Origin of the sequence: Pseudomonas sp. 37 R 15, from assembly GCF_900004865.1 — a bacterium.
In the GTDB taxonomy this organism is placed as follows: domain Bacteria; phylum Pseudomonadota; class Gammaproteobacteria; order Pseudomonadales; family Pseudomonadaceae; genus Aquipseudomonas; species Aquipseudomonas fluorescens_AM.
Window position 1 is genome coordinate 58,942 of sequence record NZ_CVTV01000005.1, and the last position, 19,539, is coordinate 78,480.

The 19,539-nt window shown below is 55.4% G+C and carries 15 protein-coding genes and 4 tRNA genes; all 19 read right to left on the bottom strand.

Features of this window, described 5'->3' with window-relative positions; genetic code table 11:
- Nucleotides 1-92: 92 nt before the first annotated feature.
- The 19 genes from tuf to birA all read right to left on the bottom strand — a co-directional run bounded on the left by tuf (nucleotide 93) and on the right by birA (nucleotide 19,346).
- Nucleotides 93-1,286, bottom strand: coding sequence for an elongation factor Tu (gene tuf / locus BFQ04_RS00370; protein WP_003176426.1), 1,194 nt, complete (start codon nucleotides 1,284-1,286; stop codon nucleotides 93-95).
- A gap of 30 nt (nucleotides 1,287-1,316) precedes the next feature.
- Nucleotides 1,317-3,422, bottom strand: a complete 2,106-nt coding sequence (fusA, locus tag BFQ04_RS00375; RefSeq protein WP_065949092.1) for an elongation factor G — start codon at nucleotides 3,420-3,422, stop codon at nucleotides 1,317-1,319.
- Between the two features lie 30 nt (nucleotides 3,423-3,452).
- Nucleotides 3,453-3,923, bottom strand: coding sequence for a 30S ribosomal protein S7 (gene rpsG, locus BFQ04_RS00380; protein ID WP_002555493.1), 471 nt, complete (start codon nucleotides 3,921-3,923; stop codon nucleotides 3,453-3,455).
- A 118-nt stretch (nucleotides 3,924-4,041) separates the two neighbouring features.
- Nucleotides 4,042-4,413 carry a 30S ribosomal protein S12 gene (gene rpsL / locus BFQ04_RS00385; protein ID WP_002555494.1) on the bottom strand — a complete coding sequence of 124 codons (372 nt, stop codon included), beginning with the start codon at nucleotides 4,411-4,413 and terminating at the stop codon, nucleotides 4,042-4,044.
- A gap of 216 nt (nucleotides 4,414-4,629) precedes the next feature.
- Entirely contained in the window at nucleotides 4,630-8,829 is a 4,200-nt protein-coding gene (rpoC, locus tag BFQ04_RS00390) for a DNA-directed RNA polymerase subunit beta' (RefSeq protein WP_065949093.1), read from the bottom strand.
- Nucleotides 8,830-8,893: 64 nt separating this feature from the next.
- Nucleotides 8,894-12,967 carry a DNA-directed RNA polymerase subunit beta gene (rpoB, locus tag BFQ04_RS00395; protein WP_057724824.1) on the bottom strand — a complete coding sequence of 1,358 codons (4,074 nt, stop codon included), beginning with the start codon at nucleotides 12,965-12,967 and terminating at the stop codon, nucleotides 8,894-8,896.
- Between the two features lie 219 nt (nucleotides 12,968-13,186).
- Nucleotides 13,187-13,552 (bottom strand): 50S ribosomal protein L7/L12, encoded by a 366-nt coding sequence (gene rplL, locus BFQ04_RS00400; protein WP_003176432.1) that lies wholly within the window; start codon nucleotides 13,550-13,552, stop codon nucleotides 13,187-13,189.
- A gap of 78 nt (nucleotides 13,553-13,630) precedes the next feature.
- A complete protein-coding gene (gene rplJ / locus BFQ04_RS00405; RefSeq protein ID WP_056861893.1) occupies nucleotides 13,631-14,131 on the bottom strand; it encodes a 50S ribosomal protein L10 in 501 nt (166 codons plus the stop codon).
- Nucleotides 14,132-14,330: 199 nt separating this feature from the next.
- Nucleotides 14,331-15,026, bottom strand: a complete 696-nt coding sequence (gene rplA, locus BFQ04_RS00410; RefSeq protein WP_003176434.1) for a 50S ribosomal protein L1 — start codon at nucleotides 15,024-15,026, stop codon at nucleotides 14,331-14,333.
- Complete coding sequence (rplK, locus tag BFQ04_RS00415; RefSeq protein ID WP_003176435.1) at nucleotides 15,026-15,457, bottom strand: 50S ribosomal protein L11; 432 nt, start codon at nucleotides 15,455-15,457, stop codon at nucleotides 15,026-15,028. The genes rplA and rplK overlap by 1 nt, the downstream gene beginning before the upstream one ends.
- A 116-nt stretch (nucleotides 15,458-15,573) precedes the next feature.
- Nucleotides 15,574-16,107, bottom strand: coding sequence for a transcription termination/antitermination protein NusG (nusG, locus tag BFQ04_RS00420; protein WP_003176436.1), 534 nt, complete (start codon nucleotides 16,105-16,107; stop codon nucleotides 15,574-15,576).
- Nucleotides 16,108-16,116: 9 nt separating this feature from the next.
- A complete protein-coding gene (gene secE / locus BFQ04_RS00425) occupies nucleotides 16,117-16,485 on the bottom strand; it encodes a preprotein translocase subunit SecE (protein ID WP_053138319.1) in 369 nt (122 codons plus the stop codon).
- Between the two features lie 45 nt (nucleotides 16,486-16,530).
- Nucleotides 16,531-16,606: transfer RNA gene (locus BFQ04_RS00430), tRNA-Trp, on the bottom strand.
- 162 nt (nucleotides 16,607-16,768) lie between these two features.
- Nucleotides 16,769-16,844, bottom strand: a tRNA-Thr gene (locus BFQ04_RS00435).
- Nucleotides 16,845-16,870: 26 nt separating this feature from the next.
- Nucleotides 16,871-16,944 (bottom strand) — tRNA-Gly (locus tag BFQ04_RS00440).
- 23 nt (nucleotides 16,945-16,967) lie between these two features.
- Nucleotides 16,968-17,052, bottom strand: a tRNA-Tyr gene (locus tag BFQ04_RS00445).
- Nucleotides 17,053-17,193: 141 nt separating this feature from the next.
- Nucleotides 17,194-17,640, bottom strand: a complete 447-nt coding sequence (locus tag BFQ04_RS00450) for a hypothetical protein (RefSeq protein WP_065949094.1) — start codon at nucleotides 17,638-17,640, stop codon at nucleotides 17,194-17,196.
- A gap of 7 nt (nucleotides 17,641-17,647) precedes the next feature.
- On the bottom strand, nucleotides 17,648-18,397 hold the full coding sequence (locus BFQ04_RS00455; RefSeq protein ID WP_065949095.1) for a pantothenate kinase: 750 nt from the start codon (nucleotides 18,395-18,397) through the stop codon (nucleotides 17,648-17,650).
- Entirely contained in the window at nucleotides 18,387-19,346 is a 960-nt protein-coding gene (birA, locus tag BFQ04_RS00460) for a bifunctional biotin--[acetyl-CoA-carboxylase] ligase/biotin operon repressor BirA (protein ID WP_065949096.1), read from the bottom strand. Before birA ends, BFQ04_RS00455 begins: the two co-directional genes overlap by 11 nt.
- Between the last annotated feature and the right edge of the window lie 193 nt (nucleotides 19,347-19,539).

A 19,539-nucleotide genomic window follows, 5' to 3' on the forward strand; every position in this document is an offset into this window, starting at 1 on the left:
ATAGACGGCCCTGATAGGTGTCAACCCAATAAAAAAGGCCCCCGCTGAGCGGGGGCCTTTTCAAAACATCAGAGCTATCTCAGAAGAGATAATTACTCGATGATTTTAGCTACAACACCAGCACCAACGGTACGGCCGCCTTCACGGATTGCGAAACGCAGACCGTCTTCCATAGCGATGGTTTTGATCAGGGTGACAACCATTTTGATGTTGTCGCCTGGCATTACCATTTCTACGCCTTCCGGCAGTTCGCAGTTACCAGTTACGTCGGTAGTACGGAAGTAGAACTGTGGACGGTAGCCTTTGAAGAACGGAGTGTGACGGCCGCCTTCTTCTTTGCTCAGCACGTACACTTCAGCTTCGAACTTGGTGTGCGGCTTAACCGAACCTGGCTTGACCAGAACCTGGCCACGCTCAACGTCGTCACGCTTGGTACCACGCAGCAGAACGCCGCAGTTCTCGCCAGCACGACCTTCGTCGAGCAGCTTACGGAACATTTCAACACCGGTGCAGGTGGTGACGGTAGTGTCACGCAGACCAACGATTTCCAGTGGATCCTGAACCTTGACGATACCGCGCTCGATACGACCAGTTACAACAGTACCGCGACCGGAGATCGAGAATACGTCTTCGATTGGCATCAGGAACGGCTTGTCGATAACACGGACTGGATCTGGGATGTAGCTGTCCAGAGTCTCAACCAGTTTACGAACGGACGTGGTGCCCATTTCGTTATCGTCTTTGCCTTCCAGAGCCATACGAGCAGAACCGATGATGATCGGAGTGTCGTCACCTGGGAAGTCGTAAGTGCTCAGCAGGTCGCGCACTTCCATCTCAACCAGTTCCAGCAGCTCAGCGTCGTCTACCAGGTCAGCCTTGTTCAGGTAAACCACGATGTACGGAACGCCAACCTGACGGGACAGCAGGATGTGCTCACGGGTTTGTGGCATCGGACCATCAGCGGCCGAGCAAACCAGGATTGCGCCGTCCATCTGGGCAGCACCGGTGATCATGTTCTTCACATAGTCAGCGTGACCTGGGCAGTCAACGTGAGCGTAGTGACGGATCAGCGAGTTGTATTCAACGTGCGCGGTGTTGATGGTGATACCACGAGCTTTCTCTTCTGGTGCGCTGTCGATTTTATCGAAATCAACGATTGCGGAACCGAATACTTCGGAGCAAACGCGAGTCAGAGCAGCAGTCAGAGTGGTTTTACCGTGGTCAACGTGACCGATGGTGCCAACGTTGACGTGCGGTAGGGAACGATCAAATTTTTCTTTAGCCACGACAATTAACTCCTTGCCTAAAGGACTGAATCAGCCTTGTTTTTTGGATACAGTTTCAGCGATGTGCGCCGGAGCTGTGTTGTATTTTTTGAATTCCATAGAGTAGCTTGCGCGACCCTGGGACATGGAGCGAACGTCGGTCGCATAACCGAACATCTCACCCAACGGAACCTCGGCGCGAATCACTTTGCCGGAAACCGTGTCTTCCATACCCAAGATCATGCCGCGACGACGGTTAAGGTCGCCCATGACATCACCCATATAGTCTTCAGGTGTAACAACTTCTACCGCCATGATTGGCTCAAGCAACTCACCACCGCCCTTCTGGGCCAGTTGCTTGGTTGCCATGGAGGCAGCCACCTTAAACGCCATCTCGTTGGAGTCGACGTCGTGGTAAGAACCGTCAAAAACGGTTGCTTTCAGGCCGATCAGCGGATAGCCGGCAACAACACCGTTCTTCATCTGCTCTTCGATACCCTTCTGGATAGCAGGGATGTATTCCTTAGGAACAACACCACCTACTACTTCGTTCACGAATTGCAGACCTTCCTGACCTTCGTCAGCAGGAGCAAAACGGATCCAGCAGTGACCGAACTGACCACGACCGCCGGACTGACGAACGAACTTGCCTTCGATTTCACAGTTCTTCGTGATGCGCTCACGATAGGAAACCTGAGGCTTACCGATGTTGGCTTCGACGTTGAACTCACGGCGCATCCGGTCAACCAGGATGTCCAGGTGCAGCTCGCCCATGCCGGAGATGATCGTTTGACCAGTCTCTTCATCAGTCTTGACGCGGAAAGATGGATCTTCCTGAGCAAGCTTGCCCAGAGCGATACCCATTTTTTCCTGGTCATCCTTGGTCTTTGGCTCTACGGCAACCGAAATAACCGGCTCCGGGAAGTCCATGCGAACCAGGATGATTGGCTTGTCAGCGTTGCACAAGGTTTCACCGGTGGTGACGTCCTTCATGCCGATCAAGGCCGCGATGTCACCAGCGCGTACTTCCTTGATTTCTTCACGGGCGTTTGCGTGCATTTGCACCATACGACCCACGCGCTCTTTCTTGCCTTTAACCGAGTTGATCACGCCGTCGCCGGAGTTCAACACGCCCGAGTAAACGCGGACGAAGGTCAAGGTACCCACGAATGGGTCAGTGGCAATTTTAAATGCCAAAGCGGAGAACGGTTCTGCGTCGTCTGCGTGACGCTCCAGCTCGATAGTCTCGTCATCCGGGTCAGTACCCTTGATGGAAGGAATATCAACCGGTGCCGGCAGGTAGTCGATCACAGCATCGAGAACCAGGGGAACGCCCTTGTTCTTGAACGAGGAACCGCAAACAGCCAGGACGATTTCGCCAGCGATAGTACGCTGACGCAGAGCGGCCTTGATTTCCGCGTTGGTGAGTTCTTCACCTTCGAGGTACTTGTTCATCAGCTCTTCGTTGGCTTCAGCCGCAGCTTCAACCATGTTGTTGCGCCATTCGTCAGCCAGTTCCTGCAGTTCAGCAGGGATAGGCTTGCGAACAGGAACCATACCTTTGTCAGCGTCGTTCCAGTAAACAGCTTCCATGGTCAGCAGATCGATCTGACCCTGGAAATTATCTTCCGAACCGATAGCCAACTGGATTGGCACCGGGGTGTGACCCAAGCGCTGCTTGATCTGACCGATCACGCGCAGGAAGTTCGCACCAGCACGGTCCATCTTGTTTACGTAAACAAGACGTGGAACGCCGTATTTGTTGGCTTGACGCCATACGGTTTCCGACTGCGGCTCAACACCCGAGGTACCGCAGAACACAACGACAGCGCCGTCGAGTACACGCAGGGAACGCTCAACTTCAATGGTGAAGTCTACGTGGCCAGGGGTATCGATTACGTTGAAGCGGTGCTCATCCTTGTACTGCTTCTCGGAACCTTTCCAGAAGGCGGTAATGGCAGCAGAAGTAATGGTAATACCACGCTCCTGCTCCTGAACCATCCAGTCTGTGGTCGCGGCGCCATCATGCACCTCGCCCATCTTGTGACTTTTGCCGGTGTAAAACAGTACGCGCTCAGTAGTGGTGGTTTTACCAGCATCCACGTGAGCGACGATACCGATGTTACGGTAGCGGCTAATCGGAGTAGTACGAGCCATAAAGCCCTCGCAAAATTAGTGAAGCTAAAATTAGAAGCGGTAGTGCGAGAAAGCTTTGTTGGCTTCAGCCATACGGTGCACGTCTTCACGCTTCTTAACAGCAGCACCTTTACCTTCAGCAGCGTCCAACAGTTCGCCGGCCAAACGCAGAGCCATAGACTTCTCGCCGCGCTTGCGGGCGAAGTCTACCAACCAGCGCATTGCCAGAGCGTTACGACGGGACGGACGAACTTCAACCGGAACCTGGTAAGTAGCACCGCCTACACGGCGCGACTTCACTTCGACCAGCGGAGCGATGGCGTCGAGAGCTTTCTCGAAGATTTCCAGGGGGTCGCTGTTCTTGCGTTCTTTAACCTTTTCCAGCGCGCCATAAACGATACGCTCGGCAACGGCTTTCTTGCCGCTTTCCATCACGTGGTTCATGAACTTGGCCAGAATTTGGCTTCCGTATTTTGGATCGTCAAGCACTTCGCGCTTGGCTGCTACGCGTCTTCTTGGCATGGATAAGCCCTCAAACGGTCTTCAGGTTCGCTCGGAATCGGTGCCCTTTCGGGACGCCTCCGACCTTACTCTTATCGACTCAGAAAATAAGATGATTCAGTTTTACAAAAAGCCGCTACTACTTAGGCTTCTTGGTACCGTACTTCGAACGACCCTGGTTACGACCTTTAACGCCGGAAGTATCCAAGGAGCCGCGTACGGTGTGATAACGAACACCTGGCAAGTCTTTTACACGACCGCCGCGGATCAGTACCACGCTGTGCTCTTGCAGGTTGTGGCCTTCACCGCCGATGTACGAGGAAACCTCGAAACCGTTGGTCAGGCGCACACGGCATACTTTACGCAGTGCCGAGTTAGGTTTTTTCGGCGTGGTGGTATACACACGGGTGCATACGCCACGACGTTGCGGGCAGTTCTGCAGCGCAGGCACGTCGGATTTCTCGACGATACGCTTACGCGGCTGACGTACCAGCTGGTTGATAGTTGCCATCTACTAGCTCCACTGTTGTCTTGCGACGCTATTGTCTTGCAAGAAAAGCAAAATGGCAGGAACGAATTCCCGCCAAATTTAGGGGTACAAGAGTCTAAAGAGGATCTTGTCCCCAGTCAAGGCAAGGCCCCGACCTCCCCACTCGTCGAACCGGTGCATATATGCCTCGATCCGACGAATGGGGGTGTCAGGGCCCAGTCTCATCTATCGCAGAACTCAGTTACCGCTTGAGTTCAGCGCTTCGGTCAGTGCAGCTTCCACTTCACTGGCGCTTACGCGCAACGGCTTGTCAGCATCACGGCGGCGCTTGCGCTCGCTGTGGTAAGCCAAACCGGTACCAGCCGGGATCAAACGACCCACGACTACGTTTTCTTTCAGGCCGCGCAGGTAATCGCGCTTGCCGGTTACCGCTGCTTCGGTCAGTACACGAGTGGTCTCCTGGAAGGAGGCCGCCGAGATGAACGACTCAGTGGACAACGACGCCTTGGTGATACCCAGCAGCACGCGAGTGAACTTGGAAACGAATTTCTCGTCGTTCGCCAGGCGCTCGTTTTCCACCAGTACGTGAGTCAGCTCCATCTGGTCGCCCTTGATGAAACTGGAATCGCCGGATTCAGCGATTTCAACTTTACGCAACATCTGACGCAGGATGGTCTCGATGTGCTTATCGTTGATTTTCACGCCTTGCAGACGGTAAACGTCCTGGATCTCGTTAACGATGTACTTGGCCAGCGCACTCACACCCAGCAGACGCAGGATATCGTGCGGATCGCTCGGGCCGTCGGAGATAACTTCGCCGCGGTTTACCTGTTCGCCTTCGAAGACGTTCAGGTGACGCCACTTCGGAATCAGCTCTTCGTACGGATCGCTACCGTCGTTCGGGGTAATGACCAGACGGCGCTTGCCCTTGGTCTCTTTACCGAAGGCGATGGTGCCGCTGACTTCAGCCAGAATCGACGCTTCTTTCGGACGACGCGCTTCGAACAAGTCGGCAACACGCGGCAGACCACCGGTGATGTCGCGAGTTTTCGAAGTTTCTTGCGGGATACGCGCGATAACATCACCGATCGCGATCTTCGCACCATCCGCTACACCGACCAGGGCGTTGGCTGGCAGGAAGTACTGAGCGATTACGTCAGTACCTGGCAGCAACAGATCCTTGCCGTTGTCGTCGACCATCTTCACGGCAGGACGGATGTCTTTACCGGCAGCTGGACGATCTTTGGCGTCGAGTACTTCAATGTTGGTCATACCGGTCAATTCGTCAGTCTGACGCTTGATCGTGATGCCTTCTTCCATGCCCACGTAGGTCACGGTACCTTTCATTTCGGTAACGATTGGGTGGGTGTGCGGATCCCACTTGGCCACGATTGCGCCAGCGTCGACCTTGTCACCTTCCTTCACCGAAATCACAGCACCGTACGGCAGCTTGTAACGCTCGCGCTCACGACCGTAGTCATCAGCGATTGCCAGCTCACCGGAACGGGACACAGCAACCAGGTGGCCATCCACTCGCTCAACGTGCTTGAGGTTATGCAAGCGGACGGTACCGCCATTCTTCACCTGAACACTGTCAGCTGCGGAGGTCCGGCTTGCCGCACCACCGATGTGGAACGTACGCATGGTCAGCTGGGTACCCGGCTCACCAATGGACTGGGCAGCGATAACGCCGACCGCTTCACCGATGTTCACCTGGTGGCCACGAGCCAAATCACGGCCGTAGCACTTGGCGCAGATGCCGTAGCGGGTTTCGCAGCTGATCGGCGAGCGAACGATCACTTCGTCGATGCTGTTGAGTTCGATGAACTCGACCCACTTCTCGTCTACCAGGGTGCCGGCAGGAACGATAACTTCCTCGGTACCTGGCTTGAACACGTCACGGGCAATCACACGACCCAATACGCGCTCACCCAGTGGCTCTACAACGTCACCGCCTTCAATGTGCGGTGTCATCAGCAGGCCGTGCTCGGTGCCGCAATCGATCTCGGTGACAACCAGATCTTGTGCAACGTCTACCAGACGACGCGTCAGGTAACCGGAGTTAGCGGTTTTCAACGCGGTATCCGCCAGACCCTTACGAGCACCGTGAGTGGAGATGAAGTACTGAAGTACGCTCAAACCTTCACGGAAGTTCGCAGTAATCGGCGTTTCGATGATGGAGCCATCCGGCTTGGCCATCAGGCCACGCATACCGGCGAGCTGACGGATCTGCGCAGCAGAACCCCGTGCGCCCGAGTCGGCCATCATGTACATCGAGTTGAAGGATTCCTGATCAACTTCGTCGCCATGACGGTCGATGACTTTCTCTTTCGAGAGGTTGGCCATCATCGCCTTGGACACTTCGTCGTTCGCCTTGGACCAAAGGTCGATCACTTTGTTGTACTTCTCGCCCTGGGTTACCAGGCCGGAGGCGTACTGGCTCTCGATCTCTTTCACTTCGTCAGTGGCAGCACTGATGATGCGAGCTTTTTCATCCGGGATAACGAAGTCGTTAACGCCGATGGAAACGCCAGAGATAGTCGAGTAAGCGAAACCTGTGTACATCAACTGGTCAGCGAAGATCACGGTCTCTTTCAAACCAACCACGCGGTAGCACTGGTTGATCAGCTTGGAGATCGCCTTTTTCTTCATCGGCAGGTTGACGACGTCGTACGACAGACCTTTTGGCACAACCTGGTACAACAGCGCACGGCCGACGGTGGTGTCGACGATACGAGTGTTGCTCACACTGCCGCCGTCACGGTCGTTGACGGTTTCGTGGATCCGCACTTTGACCTTGGCGTGCAGTGCGGCTTCGCCGGCACGGAACACACGGTCAACTTCTTGCAGGTCAGCGAACACACGACCTTCGCCTTTGGCGTTGATCGCTTCACGGGTCATGTAGTACAGACCCAATACAACGTCCTGCGACGGAACGATGATTGGCTCACCGTTGGCTGGCGACAGAATGTTGTTGGTCGACATCATCAACGCACGCGCTTCCAACTGAGCTTCCAGTGTCAGCGGTACGTGCACGGCCATTTGGTCGCCGTCGAAGTCGGCGTTGTACGCAGCACAGACCAGAGGGTGCAGCTGGATAGCCTTACCTTCGATCAGTACCGGTTCAAACGCCTGGATACCCAGACGGTGAAGGGTCGGTGCACGGTTGAGGAGAACCGGGTGTTCGCGAATCACTTCAGCGAGAACGTCCCAAACTTCTGGCAGTTCGCGCTCGACCATTTTCTTGGCCGCTTTGATGGTGGTCGCGAGACCGCGCATTTCCAGCTTGCCGAAGATGAACGGCTTGAACAGCTCGAGTGCCATCTTCTTGGGCAGACCGCACTGATGCAGACGCAGGGTCGGGCCTACGGTAATTACCGAACGACCGGAGTAGTCAACACGCTTACCGAGCAAGTTCTGACGGAAACGACCTTGCTTACCCTTGATCATGTCAGCCAGGGATTTCAGAGGACGCTTGTTGGAACCGGTGATAGCACGGCCACGACGACCGTTGTCGAGCAAGGCGTCGACGGCTTCTTGTAACATACGCTTTTCGTTGCGCACGATGATGTCCGGAGCGGACAGATCAAGCAGGCGCTTCAAGCGGTTGTTACGGTTGATCACGCGGCGGTACAGGTCGTTGAGGTCGGACGTCGCGAAACGACCACCGTCCAACGGTACCAGCGGACGCAGGTCTGGCGGCAGAACCGGCAGAACGGTCAGCACCATCCACTCTGGCAGGTTGCCGGAACCCTGGAAGGCTTCCATCAACTTCAGACGCTTGGACAGCTTCTTAATCTTGGTTTCGGAGTTGGTTTGCGGAATTTCTTCGCGCAGACGGCCAATCTCGTGTTCCAGGTCGATAGCGTGCAGCAGTTCACGGACAGCTTCGGCACCCATGCGGGCATCGAAATCATCACCGAACTCTTCCAGCGCTTCGAAGTACTGCTCATCGTTCAGCAACTGACCTTTTTCAAGGGTGGTCATGCCTGGATCGATAACGACGTAGCTCTCGAAGTAGAGAACGCGTTCGATATCACGCAGGGTCATGTCCATCAGCAAGCCGATACGGGACGGCAGCGATTTCAGGAACCAGATGTGGGCAACCGGCGAAGCCAGTTCGATGTGCGCCATGCGCTCACGACGAACCTTGGCCAGCGCAACTTCAACGCCGCACTTCTCGCAGATCACACCACGGTGCTTCAAGCGCTTGTACTTACCGCACAGGCACTCGTAATCCTTTACCGGGCCAAAGATCTTGGCGCAGAACAGGCCGTCACGCTCAGGTTTGAACGTACGGTAGTTGATGGTTTCCGGCTTTTTAACTTCACCGAACGACCACGAACGGATCATCTCAGGCGATGCCAGTCCAATACGGATGGCGTCGAACTCTTCGACTTGACCCTGGTTTTTCAGCAAATTCAGTAGGTCTTTCAAGGCCTTTCCTCCTGGCGGAGCAGAGAGCGGGCCAAACGGCCTCGCTCTCGATTCGCGTCACGTGTTATTCGGTTTCCAGATCGATATCGATGCCGAGGGAACGAATTTCTTTGATCAACACGTTGAAAGACTCGGGCATGCCCGGCTCCATACGGTGATCGCCGTCCACGATGTTTTTGTACATCTTGGTACGACCGTTCACATCGTCCGACTTCACTGTGAGCATTTCTTGCAGAGTGTATGCAGCACCGTATGCTTCCAGTGCCCAGACCTCCATCTCCCCGAAACGCTGACCACCGAACTGAGCCTTACCACCCAGCGGCTGCTGGGTAACCAGGCTGTACGAACCGGTAGAACGAGCGTGCATCTTGTCGTCTACCAAGTGGTTCAGCTTCAGCATGTACATGTAGCCAACAGTAACCGGGCGCTCGAACTTGTTGCCGGTACGGCCGTCGAACAGCTGCATCTGGCCGCTTTCCGGCAGGTCTGCCAGTTTCAGCATGGCCTTGATTTCGCTTTCCTTGGCACCGTCGAACACCGGGGTAGCCATTGGAACGCCGCCGCGCAGGTTCTTCGCCAGATCCAGGATTTCCTGGTCGGTGAAGGTGTCCAGCTCTTCGTTGCGACCGCCGATCTCGTTGTAGATCTCGTGCAGGAACTTACGCAGGTCAGCGACCTTGCGTTGCTCTTCGATCATACGGTTGATCTTCTCACCCAGACCCTTGGCCGCGAGGCCCAGGTGGGTTTCAAGGATCTGACCAACGTTCATACGCGAAGGTACGCCCAACGGGTTGAGGACGACGTCGACCGGGGTGCCATTGGCATCGTGCGGCATGTCTTCAACCGGCATGATCACGGAGACCACACCTTTGTTACCGTGACGACCGGCCATCTTGTCGCCCGGCTGGATGCGACGACGGATTGCCAGGTAAACCTTGACGATTTTCAGCACGCCTGGAGCCAGGTCATCGCCCTGCTGCAGTTTGCGCTTCTTGTCTTCGAACTTGTCGTCCAGCAGACGGCGGCGATCAACGATGTAGGCCTGGGCCTTCTCGAGTTGCTCGTTCAGAGCATCTTCAGCCATGCGCAGTTTGAACCACTGGCCATGCTCGAGACCGTCGAGGATTTCGTCGGTGATGTCCTGACCTTTCTTCAGACCTGCGCCGCCTTCAGCCTTGTGGCCTACCAGAGCGGAACGCAGACGTTCGAAGGTCGCGCCTTCAACGATACGGAACTCTTCGTTCAGATCCTTGCGGATCTCGTCGAGTTGGGTCTTCTCGATGGACAGTGCACGAGCATCACGCTCAACGCCGTCGCGGGTGAAGACCTGTACGTCGATGACAGTACCCTTGGTACCGGTAGGTACGCGCAGGGAGGTGTCTTTAACGTCGCTGGCTTTTTCACCGAAGATGGCACGCAGCAGTTTCTCTTCCGGAGTCAGTTGGGTCTCGCCTTTCGGAGTGACCTTACCGACCAGAATGTCGCCTGCGCCAACTTCAGCACCTACGTAAACGATACCGGCTTCGTCCAGCTTGTTCAGTGCAGCTTCACCCACGTTAGGGATGTCTGCAGTGATTTCCTCTGGCCCAAGCTTGGTGTCACGTGCCACACAGGTCAGTTCCTGGATGTGGATCGTGGTAAAGCGATCTTCTTGAACAACTCGTTCCGACAGGCAGATGGAGTCTTCGAAGTTGTAACCGTTCCAGGCCATGAACGCGATGCGCATGTTCTGACCCAGTGCCAGCTCACCCATATCGGTGGACGGGCCGTCGGCCATGATATCGCTACGCTGAACGCGGTCACCCTTACGCACCAGCGGACGCTGGTTGATGCAGGTGTTCTGGTTCGAACGGGTGTATTTGGTCAGGTTGTAGATGTCGACACCAGCTTCACCGGTTTCAACTTCGTCATCGGCAACACGAACCACGATACGGCTGGCATCAACGGAATCGATCACGCCACCACGACGAGCCACGACGCAAACGCCGGAGTCACGGGCTACGTTACGCTCCATGCCGGTACCTACCAGCGGCTTGTCGGCGCGCAGGGTCGGTACAGCTTGACGCTGCATGTTGGAACCCATCAACGCACGGTTGGCGTCATCGTGCTCCAGGAACGGGATCAGCGACGCTGCAACCGACACGACCTGCTTGGGCGATACGTCCATCAGGGTGACGTCTTCCGGCGCCTTGACGGTGAACTCGTTCAAGTGACGAACAGCTACCAGCTCGTCGATCAGGACTTTCTTGTCGTTCATCGTGGCCGAAGCCTGAGCGATCACGTGATCAGCTTCTTCGATGGCGGACAGGAAGACGATTTCGTCAGTGACCAGACCCTCTTTCACAACACGGTACGGGCTCTCGAGGAAACCGTACTGGTTGGTGCGCGCATAAGCGGCCAGGGAGTTGATCAGACCGATGTTCGGACCTTCCGGCGTTTCGATCGGGCATACACGACCGTAGTGCGTCGGGTGTACGTCACGGACTTCGAAGCCTGCGCGCTCACGGGTCAGACCGCCCGGGCCCAGTGCGGAAACACGGCGCTTGTGGGTGATCTCGGAGAGCGGGTTGTTCTGGTCCATGAACTGCGAGAGCTGGCTGGAACCAAAGAACTCTTTCACCGCCGCAGCCACTGGCTTGGCGTTGATCAGGTCTTGCGGCATCAGGCCTTCGCTTTCAGCCATCGACAGGCGCTCTTTGACCGCACGCTCAACACGTACCAGGCCAACGCGGAACTGGTTCTCTGCCATTTCGCCTACGCAGCGAACACGACGGTTACCCAGGTGGTCGATGTCATCGACGATGCCTTTACCGTTACGGATGTCGACCAGGGTCTTCAGTACCGCGACGATGTCTTCCTTGCACAGCACGCCCGAACCTTCGATCTCGGTACGACCGATACGACGGTTGAACTTCATCCGGCCGACCGCAGACAGGTCATAGCGCTCAGGGCTGAAGAACAGGTTGTTGAACAGGGTTTCGGCAGCATCTTTGGTTGGTGGCTCACCAGGACGCATCATGCGATAGATCTCGACCAGCGCTTCCAATTGGTTGCTGGTGGAGTCGATCTTCAGGGTGTCGGAGATGAACGGACCGCAGTCGATGTCGTTGGTGTACAGGGTCTCGATGCGAACGACTTGAGCCTTGGCGATTTTGGCCAGGATCTCGGTGTTCAGCTCGGTGTTGCACTCAGCCAGGATTTCGCCTGTCGCCGGGTGAACGATGACCTTGGCAGTAGTGCGGCCCAGGACGTAGTCCAGCGGCACTTCCAACTCTTTGAGACCGGCTTTTTCGATCTGGTTGATGTGGCGCGCGGTGATACGGCGGCCGGCTTCAACAATGACCTTGCCCTTTTCATCCTGGATGTCCAGGACGGCAATTTCACCACGCAGACGCGATGCGATCAGCTCCAGCTTGAGGGTTTCATCCTTCAGGCTGAATACGTTGGTGGTGTAGAAGGCATCCAGCACCTGCTCAGTGGTATAGCCGAGCGCGCGCAGCAGTACCGAGGCCGGCAGCTTGCGACGACGGTCGATACGCACGAACACGCAGTCTTTAGGGTCGAACTCGAAGTCCAACCACGAACCACGGTACGGAATGATCCGCGCGGAGTACAGGAGCTTGCCGGAGCTGTGCGTCTTGCCGCGGTCGTGGTCGAAGAACACGCCCGGGGAACGGTGCAGCTGGGAAACGATTACGCGTTCGGTACCATTGATAACGAAGGTACCGTTTTCAGTCATCAGTGGGATTTCGCCCATGTAGACTTCTTGCTCTTTGATGTCCTTGATCGCTTTGTTCGACGATTCTTTGTCGAAAATGATCAGACGGACTTTTACCCGCAAAGGTACGGCGTACGTTACACCGCGCAACACGCATTCTTTGACATCAAATGCCGGTTCGCCCAGGCGATAACCGACGTACTCCAGCGCAGCATTGCCGGAGTAGCTGATGATCGGGAAAACGGATTTGAAGGCCGCATGCAGGCCCACGTCGCGGAACTGATCTTTGGTCGCTCCCGCCTGCAAGAATTCACGATACGAATCCAGCTGGATAGCCAGAAGGTACGGGACATCCATGACGTCCGGCAACTTGCTAAAGTCCTTGCGGATACGTTTTTTCTCAGTATATGAGTAAGCCATCAGCGTTCCCCAGCTTGGTCACCTGCTTGTTTGGCCCTCCCGACGGGAGCAGCCAGAAAATCTTGCAAACCCCATGGTTTGCACCACCGCATCGGGTGGCTACAGCGCGTTAATGGCGGCGACCGAGTCGACAGCCAAGAACGGAAAAAGGCCGGTGGCAAGAGCCACCAGCCATCAGCCTTCAGCTTAAAGCTTGGGCTGGAGACGCAAGGTCGATGCTTACTTGAGCTCGACTTTAGCGCCTGCTTCTTCCAGAGTAGCTTTGGCTTTGTCAGCGGCGTCTTTCGACACAGCTTCCAGAACCTGGGCAGGAGCGCCGTCAACTACTGCCTTGGCTTCTTTCAGGCCCAGACCGGTCAGTTCACGTACTGCCTTGATCACGTTTACTTTCTTCTCGCCAGCTTCCAGCAGCATGACGTTGAATTCGGTTTGCTCTTCAGCAGCGACAGCAGCAACAGCTGGGCCAGCGGAAGCAGCGGCAGCGGAAACGCCGAATTTTTCTTCGAAAGCTTTGATCAGCTCAACAACCTGCAGAACCGACATTTCAGCTACGGCGTTGAGGATATCGTCTTGGGAGATAGACATTGCTGTATTTCCTGAATTGGGGGACGGCCTACGCGGCCATCGAAATAAACAAAAATACGCGAGAGAATTTGCTCAGCCTTAGGCTGCGGCAGCTTCTTTTTGCTCGCGAACTGCAGCCAGAGTACGAGCCAGCTTGCTGGTAGCGCCTTGAATCACGCTCATCAGCTGCGAAATAGCTTCGTTACGGGTCGGCAGTGTTGCCAGTACGTCGATTTGGTTAGCTGCGAGGAACTTGCCCTCGAACGCAGCTGCCTTGATCTCGAACTTATCCTGACTCTTGGCGAATTCCTTGAACAAACGGGCAGCAGCGCCTGGATGATCCTTGGAGAACGCGATCAGAGTCGGGCCAGTGAACACGTCGTTGAGAACACTGTATTCAGTGTCAGCAACAGCGCGCTTGAGCAGGGTGTTACGTACAACACGTACGTATACGCCAGCTTCACGAGCCTCTTTACGGAGTCCGGTCATAGCGCTTACTGTCACACCACGGGCATCAGCCACGACAGCGGACAGAGCAGCTTTGGCAGCCTCGTTGACTTCAGCGACGATGGCCTTCTTGTCTTCGAGATTAATTGCCACGGGTTTAACTCCTGCTTGTTACCGTTTCATCCGGCCTAGGCCTGATGTCGTTTTGGTGTCTGATTCGGTAAGGAACCGGGAGCACCATCTGCGTAGGCTTGTTGGTTTAAGACTTGCGTCGCCTACGGTCTTGGATAGCCCCCGCCAGGCAGGGACCCCAATCTTTCAATTGACGCAATCGCTCGCGCCAACCTGTGTCTTATACGTCCAGCGAGCCTTGGTCGATGACCAGACCTGGGCCCATAGTGGTGCTCAGGGTAACGCGCTTGACGTAGATACCTTTCGAGGAAGCAGGCTTGATACGCTTCAGATCAGCGATCAGGGCTTCAACGTTTTCCTTCAGCTTGACGGCATCAAAGCCGACTTTGCCAACGGAGGTGTGAATGATGCCGTTTTTGTCGGTGCGATAACGAACCTGACCAGCCTTGGCGTTTTTAACCGCGGTAGCTACGTCTGGCGTTACGGTGCCGACTTTAGGGTTAGGCATCAGGCCGCGTGGACCCAGGATCTGACCCAACTGACCTACAACGCGCATTGCATCCGGGGAGGCAATAACAACGTCATAGTTCAGGTCGCCGCCTTTCATTTCGGCAGCCAGGTCGTCCATACCAACGCGATCGGCGCCAGCGGCCAGAGCAGCTTCGGCGGCCGGGCCTTGGGTGAAGACAGCAACACGTACAGTCTTGCCAGTACCGTGTGGCAGCACAGTAGCGCTACGAACGACCTGGTCGGATTTACGTGGGTCAACACCCAGGTTCACAGCAACGTCAACGGACTCGCTGAACTTGACAGTCGACAGCTCGGTCAGCAGGGCAGCAGCGTCTACAAAATTGTAGGACTTGCCCGCTTCGATTTTGCCGGCGATAGCCTTTTGGCGCTTGGTCAGCTTAGCCATTACACACCCTCCACGTTAAGGCCCATGCTACGAGCAGAACCGGCGATGGTACGCACGGCTGCATCCATATCAGCTGCAGTCAGATCCGCGTTTTTGGTTTTCGCGATTTCTTCCAGCTGAGCACGAGTCACGGTGCCAACCTTAACGGTGTTCGGACGAGCGGAACCGCTAGTCAGACCAGCAGCTTTCTTCAGAAGAACCGAAGCCGGAGTCGACTTGGTTTCGAAAGTGAAGCTACGGTCGCTGTATACAGTGATGATCACTGGAGTCGGCAGACCTGGCTCAAGACCCTGAGTACGGGCGTTGAAGGCCTTGCAGAATTCCATGATGTTCACGCCGTGCTGACCCAGAGCTGGGCCGACGGGTGGGCTAGGGTTGGCCTGAGCGGCCTTCACTTGCAGCTTGATGTAAGCGGTAATCTTCTTGGCCATGAGGCACTCCAATTACGGGTTCAAGCGCCTCGAAAGGCTCCCCGGTTACTTGCGCGTTTATCCCAGTGACGACAAAACCCCACAGCCTAGGCTGCGGGGTTGGGATGCTTGCTCAGCTAGACCTTCTCGACCTGGCTGAACTCCAACTCTACCGGAGTAGAGCGACCGAAAATGAGTACTGCCACTTGGATCCGGCTCTTTTCGTAGTTAACTTCTTCGACAGTGCCGTTGAAATCAGCAAACGGACCATCTGTGACACGAACAACCTCACCCGGCTCGAACAACGTCTTCGGCTTAGGCTTGTCGCTACCGTCAGCAACACGACGCAGAATTGCTTCCGCCTCTTTATCGGTGATCGGCGCAGGCTTATCAGCAGTACCGCCAATGAAGCCCATGACGCGAGGAGTGTCCTTGACCAAGTGCCAAGTACCTTCGTTCATGTCCATCTGCACCAGCACGTAGCCAGGAAAGAACTTGCGTTCACTCTTGCGCTTCTGGCCATTCCGCATTTCAACCACTTCTTCAGTGGGAACCAGAATTTCGCCGAAGCCATCTTCCATGCCTGCCAGCTTTACGCGCTCCAGCAAAGAGCGCATAACATGCTTCTCGTAACCCGAGTAAGCATGCACAACGTACCAACGCTTAGCCACGGGACACCCTTAGCCAACAATCAAGGAAACAAGCCAGCCGAGCAGGGAATCGAGCCCCCACAACAGCAACGCCATAACCAGAACAACAGCCACGACAATCAATGTGGTCTGCGTGGTTTCTTGGCGAGTCGGCCAAACGACTTTACGAATTTCAGTGCGAGCTTCCTTTACCAGGACCGCGAAAGACTTGCCTTTGGTAGTCTGCAGGCCTACAAAGGCAGCTACAGCAGCAAGGGCCAGCAAAGCGAGAACGCGGTACAGGATCGGCGAAGCAGAATAGTACTGATTGCCGACAACGCCTACGACCACCAAGGCGACTACGGCGAGCCACTTGACCAGATCGAAACGAGAGCTTTGAGCTTCAGCCTTAGGAGTCATCTATGAAGATCCTGTGAAAAGAAAGCCAGACACACCACGTGAATCTGGCAGGTCAGGAGGGAATCGAACCCCCAACCTACGGTTTTGGAGACCGTCGCTCTGCCAATTGAGCTACTGACCTAAAACAAAATCAGGCCGACCATTATGCAGGCCTGAAAAAGACTTTACAACAACCAACCCCAACAGACTTGAAATCACTGACATCCAACGCCAGAAACAGCACGATACAAGCCGAGGCAGCTGTTAAAACAAAGGCAGATATTTTCATATCTGCCTTGTTATATGGAGCTCTTGAGCGGATTTGAACCGCTGACCTCACCCTTACCAAGGGTGTGCTCTACCAACTGAGCTACAAGAGCGAAACACCGTGCACAACCTGCAAACTTGGAGCGGGTAGCGGGAATCGAACCCGCATCATCAGCTTGGAAGGCTGAGGTTCTACCACTAAACTATACCCGCGGAGCTTGCAGCTCACGCTAAAATGGTGGAGGGGGAAGGATTCGAACCTTCGAAGTCGTAGACGTCAGATTTACAGTCTGATCCCTTTGGCCGCTCGGGAACCCCTCCTAAGCGAGCCGGCATTTTACATCACGCCGACCTTCTGTCAAGCATTTTCTCATTTAAATTATGAGGTTAGCTGCGCTGACTTCGCTTCGCATCAAAGGCCTTAAAGGTCTTCACTGCGAAGCGGGCGCCATTCTATGCAAACTATTCGAGAGTTGCAATGCCTTCGCACAGCATTATTTTATGTTTTAACTCATTGAATTCCTTAACAAGGTTTTCAAAGGGCAGATCATCCGCCAGGCGCCTGCTTTCAGGGGCCACTCGAAGCCAATAACCGGTAGCTTCAGGCATGTTCAGCAATTGGACCTTGACCTTTATATCCAGGCTGGTGAGGCGCTGTTCGACGGATTGCGCCTGACGCTGATCGGCAAACCCACCAATGTACAAGCAGGTATTTTGCGTGTCGGGCGATTTCGCACGATCCCTTCGGGCCACCGCCTCGGAAGACTCGCTCAGCAGTCGTATATCCTGCTGGGAGCCACGATAAAGACTCAGAGGAGTGACATCCTTGGCGCGCAACGGCGCCTCTTGCTGATGCCATATGTAATAGAAGACATTGAGGATCAGTAGAAGCAGAAACAACCAACGCATAAGCACCTCAGGGCAAAGGGCACGCCATTGCCAGGCCAATAAATACCAGATCCGGCACAAGCCGTGCCTGCGGCACAGTGTCAAAGACCAGATCAGCATCTCCGCCAGTCAGGAACACCGTGAAGTCATCCCCCCAATAACGCCTGGCAAGCTCGATCTGGGTAAGCACAAACCCCCTTAGCATCAGCGCACAGCCGCGCTCGACCGCCTCGGCCGTTGTACGCCCAGGCGACAGACGCTCCAGAGCGCGCTCAGCGGACGCATCGTCGTAGCGTATCTTGCGCGTATGGGTGCGCAGCTGGTTGCGCATAAGCGGCAGGCCAGGACAAATGAAGCCCCCCAAATGCTCGCCATCGACACCAATGAAATCTGCAGTCGCCGCCGTGCCAAAATCCAACACCAGGCAAGGGCCGGAGGCTAACTTGTACCCGCCGAGGATCGCCAGCCAACGGTCCAGACCCAGCCGCTCGAAGTCGTCATAGCCATTTCGAACGCCCGCCATTTCCACCGCTGACGTTGCACACGAGACAGTAATGCCAAAAGCTTCGATCAATGTCTCGACCAGCTTGTCTGTTTCCTCCAGGGCGCGAACACTCACCAGCCGGCAACGCGTCAGCGACATGTCCGGCACCGCATTCAAACTCTCAATCAATGCGACATTCGAACCGACCACGCCCTCGGCGAAGGCGCCCACCCTGTCGACATTCAGCACTCGCCATTTGATAAAGCTATTCCCACAGTCGAGCTCAAGAATCATCACGCAACCTCAGGCTTAACTCACCACCGCTGTATGTTTTTTCGACACCATCAACGTCCAAGCGCAACGCACCTTGACGATCAACACCGAGCACCACTCCATCAACGCGATTCACACCCGCGATAAGTGATACCGCCCGCCCTTGCCACGCATGATTTCGCTCCCACTCCTCCTGGAGGGCCGCAAAGCCAGACGCCCTATGCCGATCGAGATAGTGCTGGAGCTGCAAGCTGACCCGGGCCACCAGAGCGTTACGGTCAACAGCAGATCCCGCCTCAAGCTGCACCGACGTCCATTGCTGGTCAACCTCGGCGGCCTTCTGCATATTCACGTTGATCCCGATGCCGAGAACCACGTGACAGATATCTGCCGGGTCCCCAACCAACTCCAGCAATATCCCCGCGATTTTCTTGCGCCCGACCAATACGTCGTTGGGCCATTTCAAGACGACATCCTGAACACCCGACTCTCGCAGAGCCTGAATGACCGCCAGGCCAACAACAAGACTCAGCCCTTCCAGTTGCCGGAGGCCATCCTCAATACGCAGTACCAGGCTGTAATAGATGTTTTGAGCGTATGGACTGACCCACTTTCGACCGCGTCTGCCCCGCCCGGCCATTTGCTGCTCAGCTAATACCAGGAACGGGACAGCCCGCGCGACATCAACCATGCGCAACGCCTCTGCGTTGGTGGAATCAATCGAATCGTAGATATGGACAGGCCACGACAACGACGGCGCACTTCGCAAAATCTCTTCAGCATTTAGAAACACCAGCGGCGATGCCAACTGGTACCCCTTACCACGCACCTTATGAATAGGTAGATTCAATTCGGCTTCAAGAAGCTGAAGCTGCTTCCACACGGCACTGCGACTAACGCCCAGGGCGGCACCCAGCGCCTCTCCGGAATGGAATCGGCCATCTTTCAGAAGTTCTAACAGCGTAAGCATGCAGGTATCGCCTCACAATGAGGCACGCATGATAGCCATGCGAAGAGGCATTGCATAGAAAGGCCGCACACCCTCAGGCCGCGATGAACGCCCTTTATGCTTTTCGAGCGCCCAAAACAAAACCCCAACTGCTTTCGCAATTGGGGTTTCGGAATTTAATCTTGACGATGACCTACTCTCACATGGGGAAACC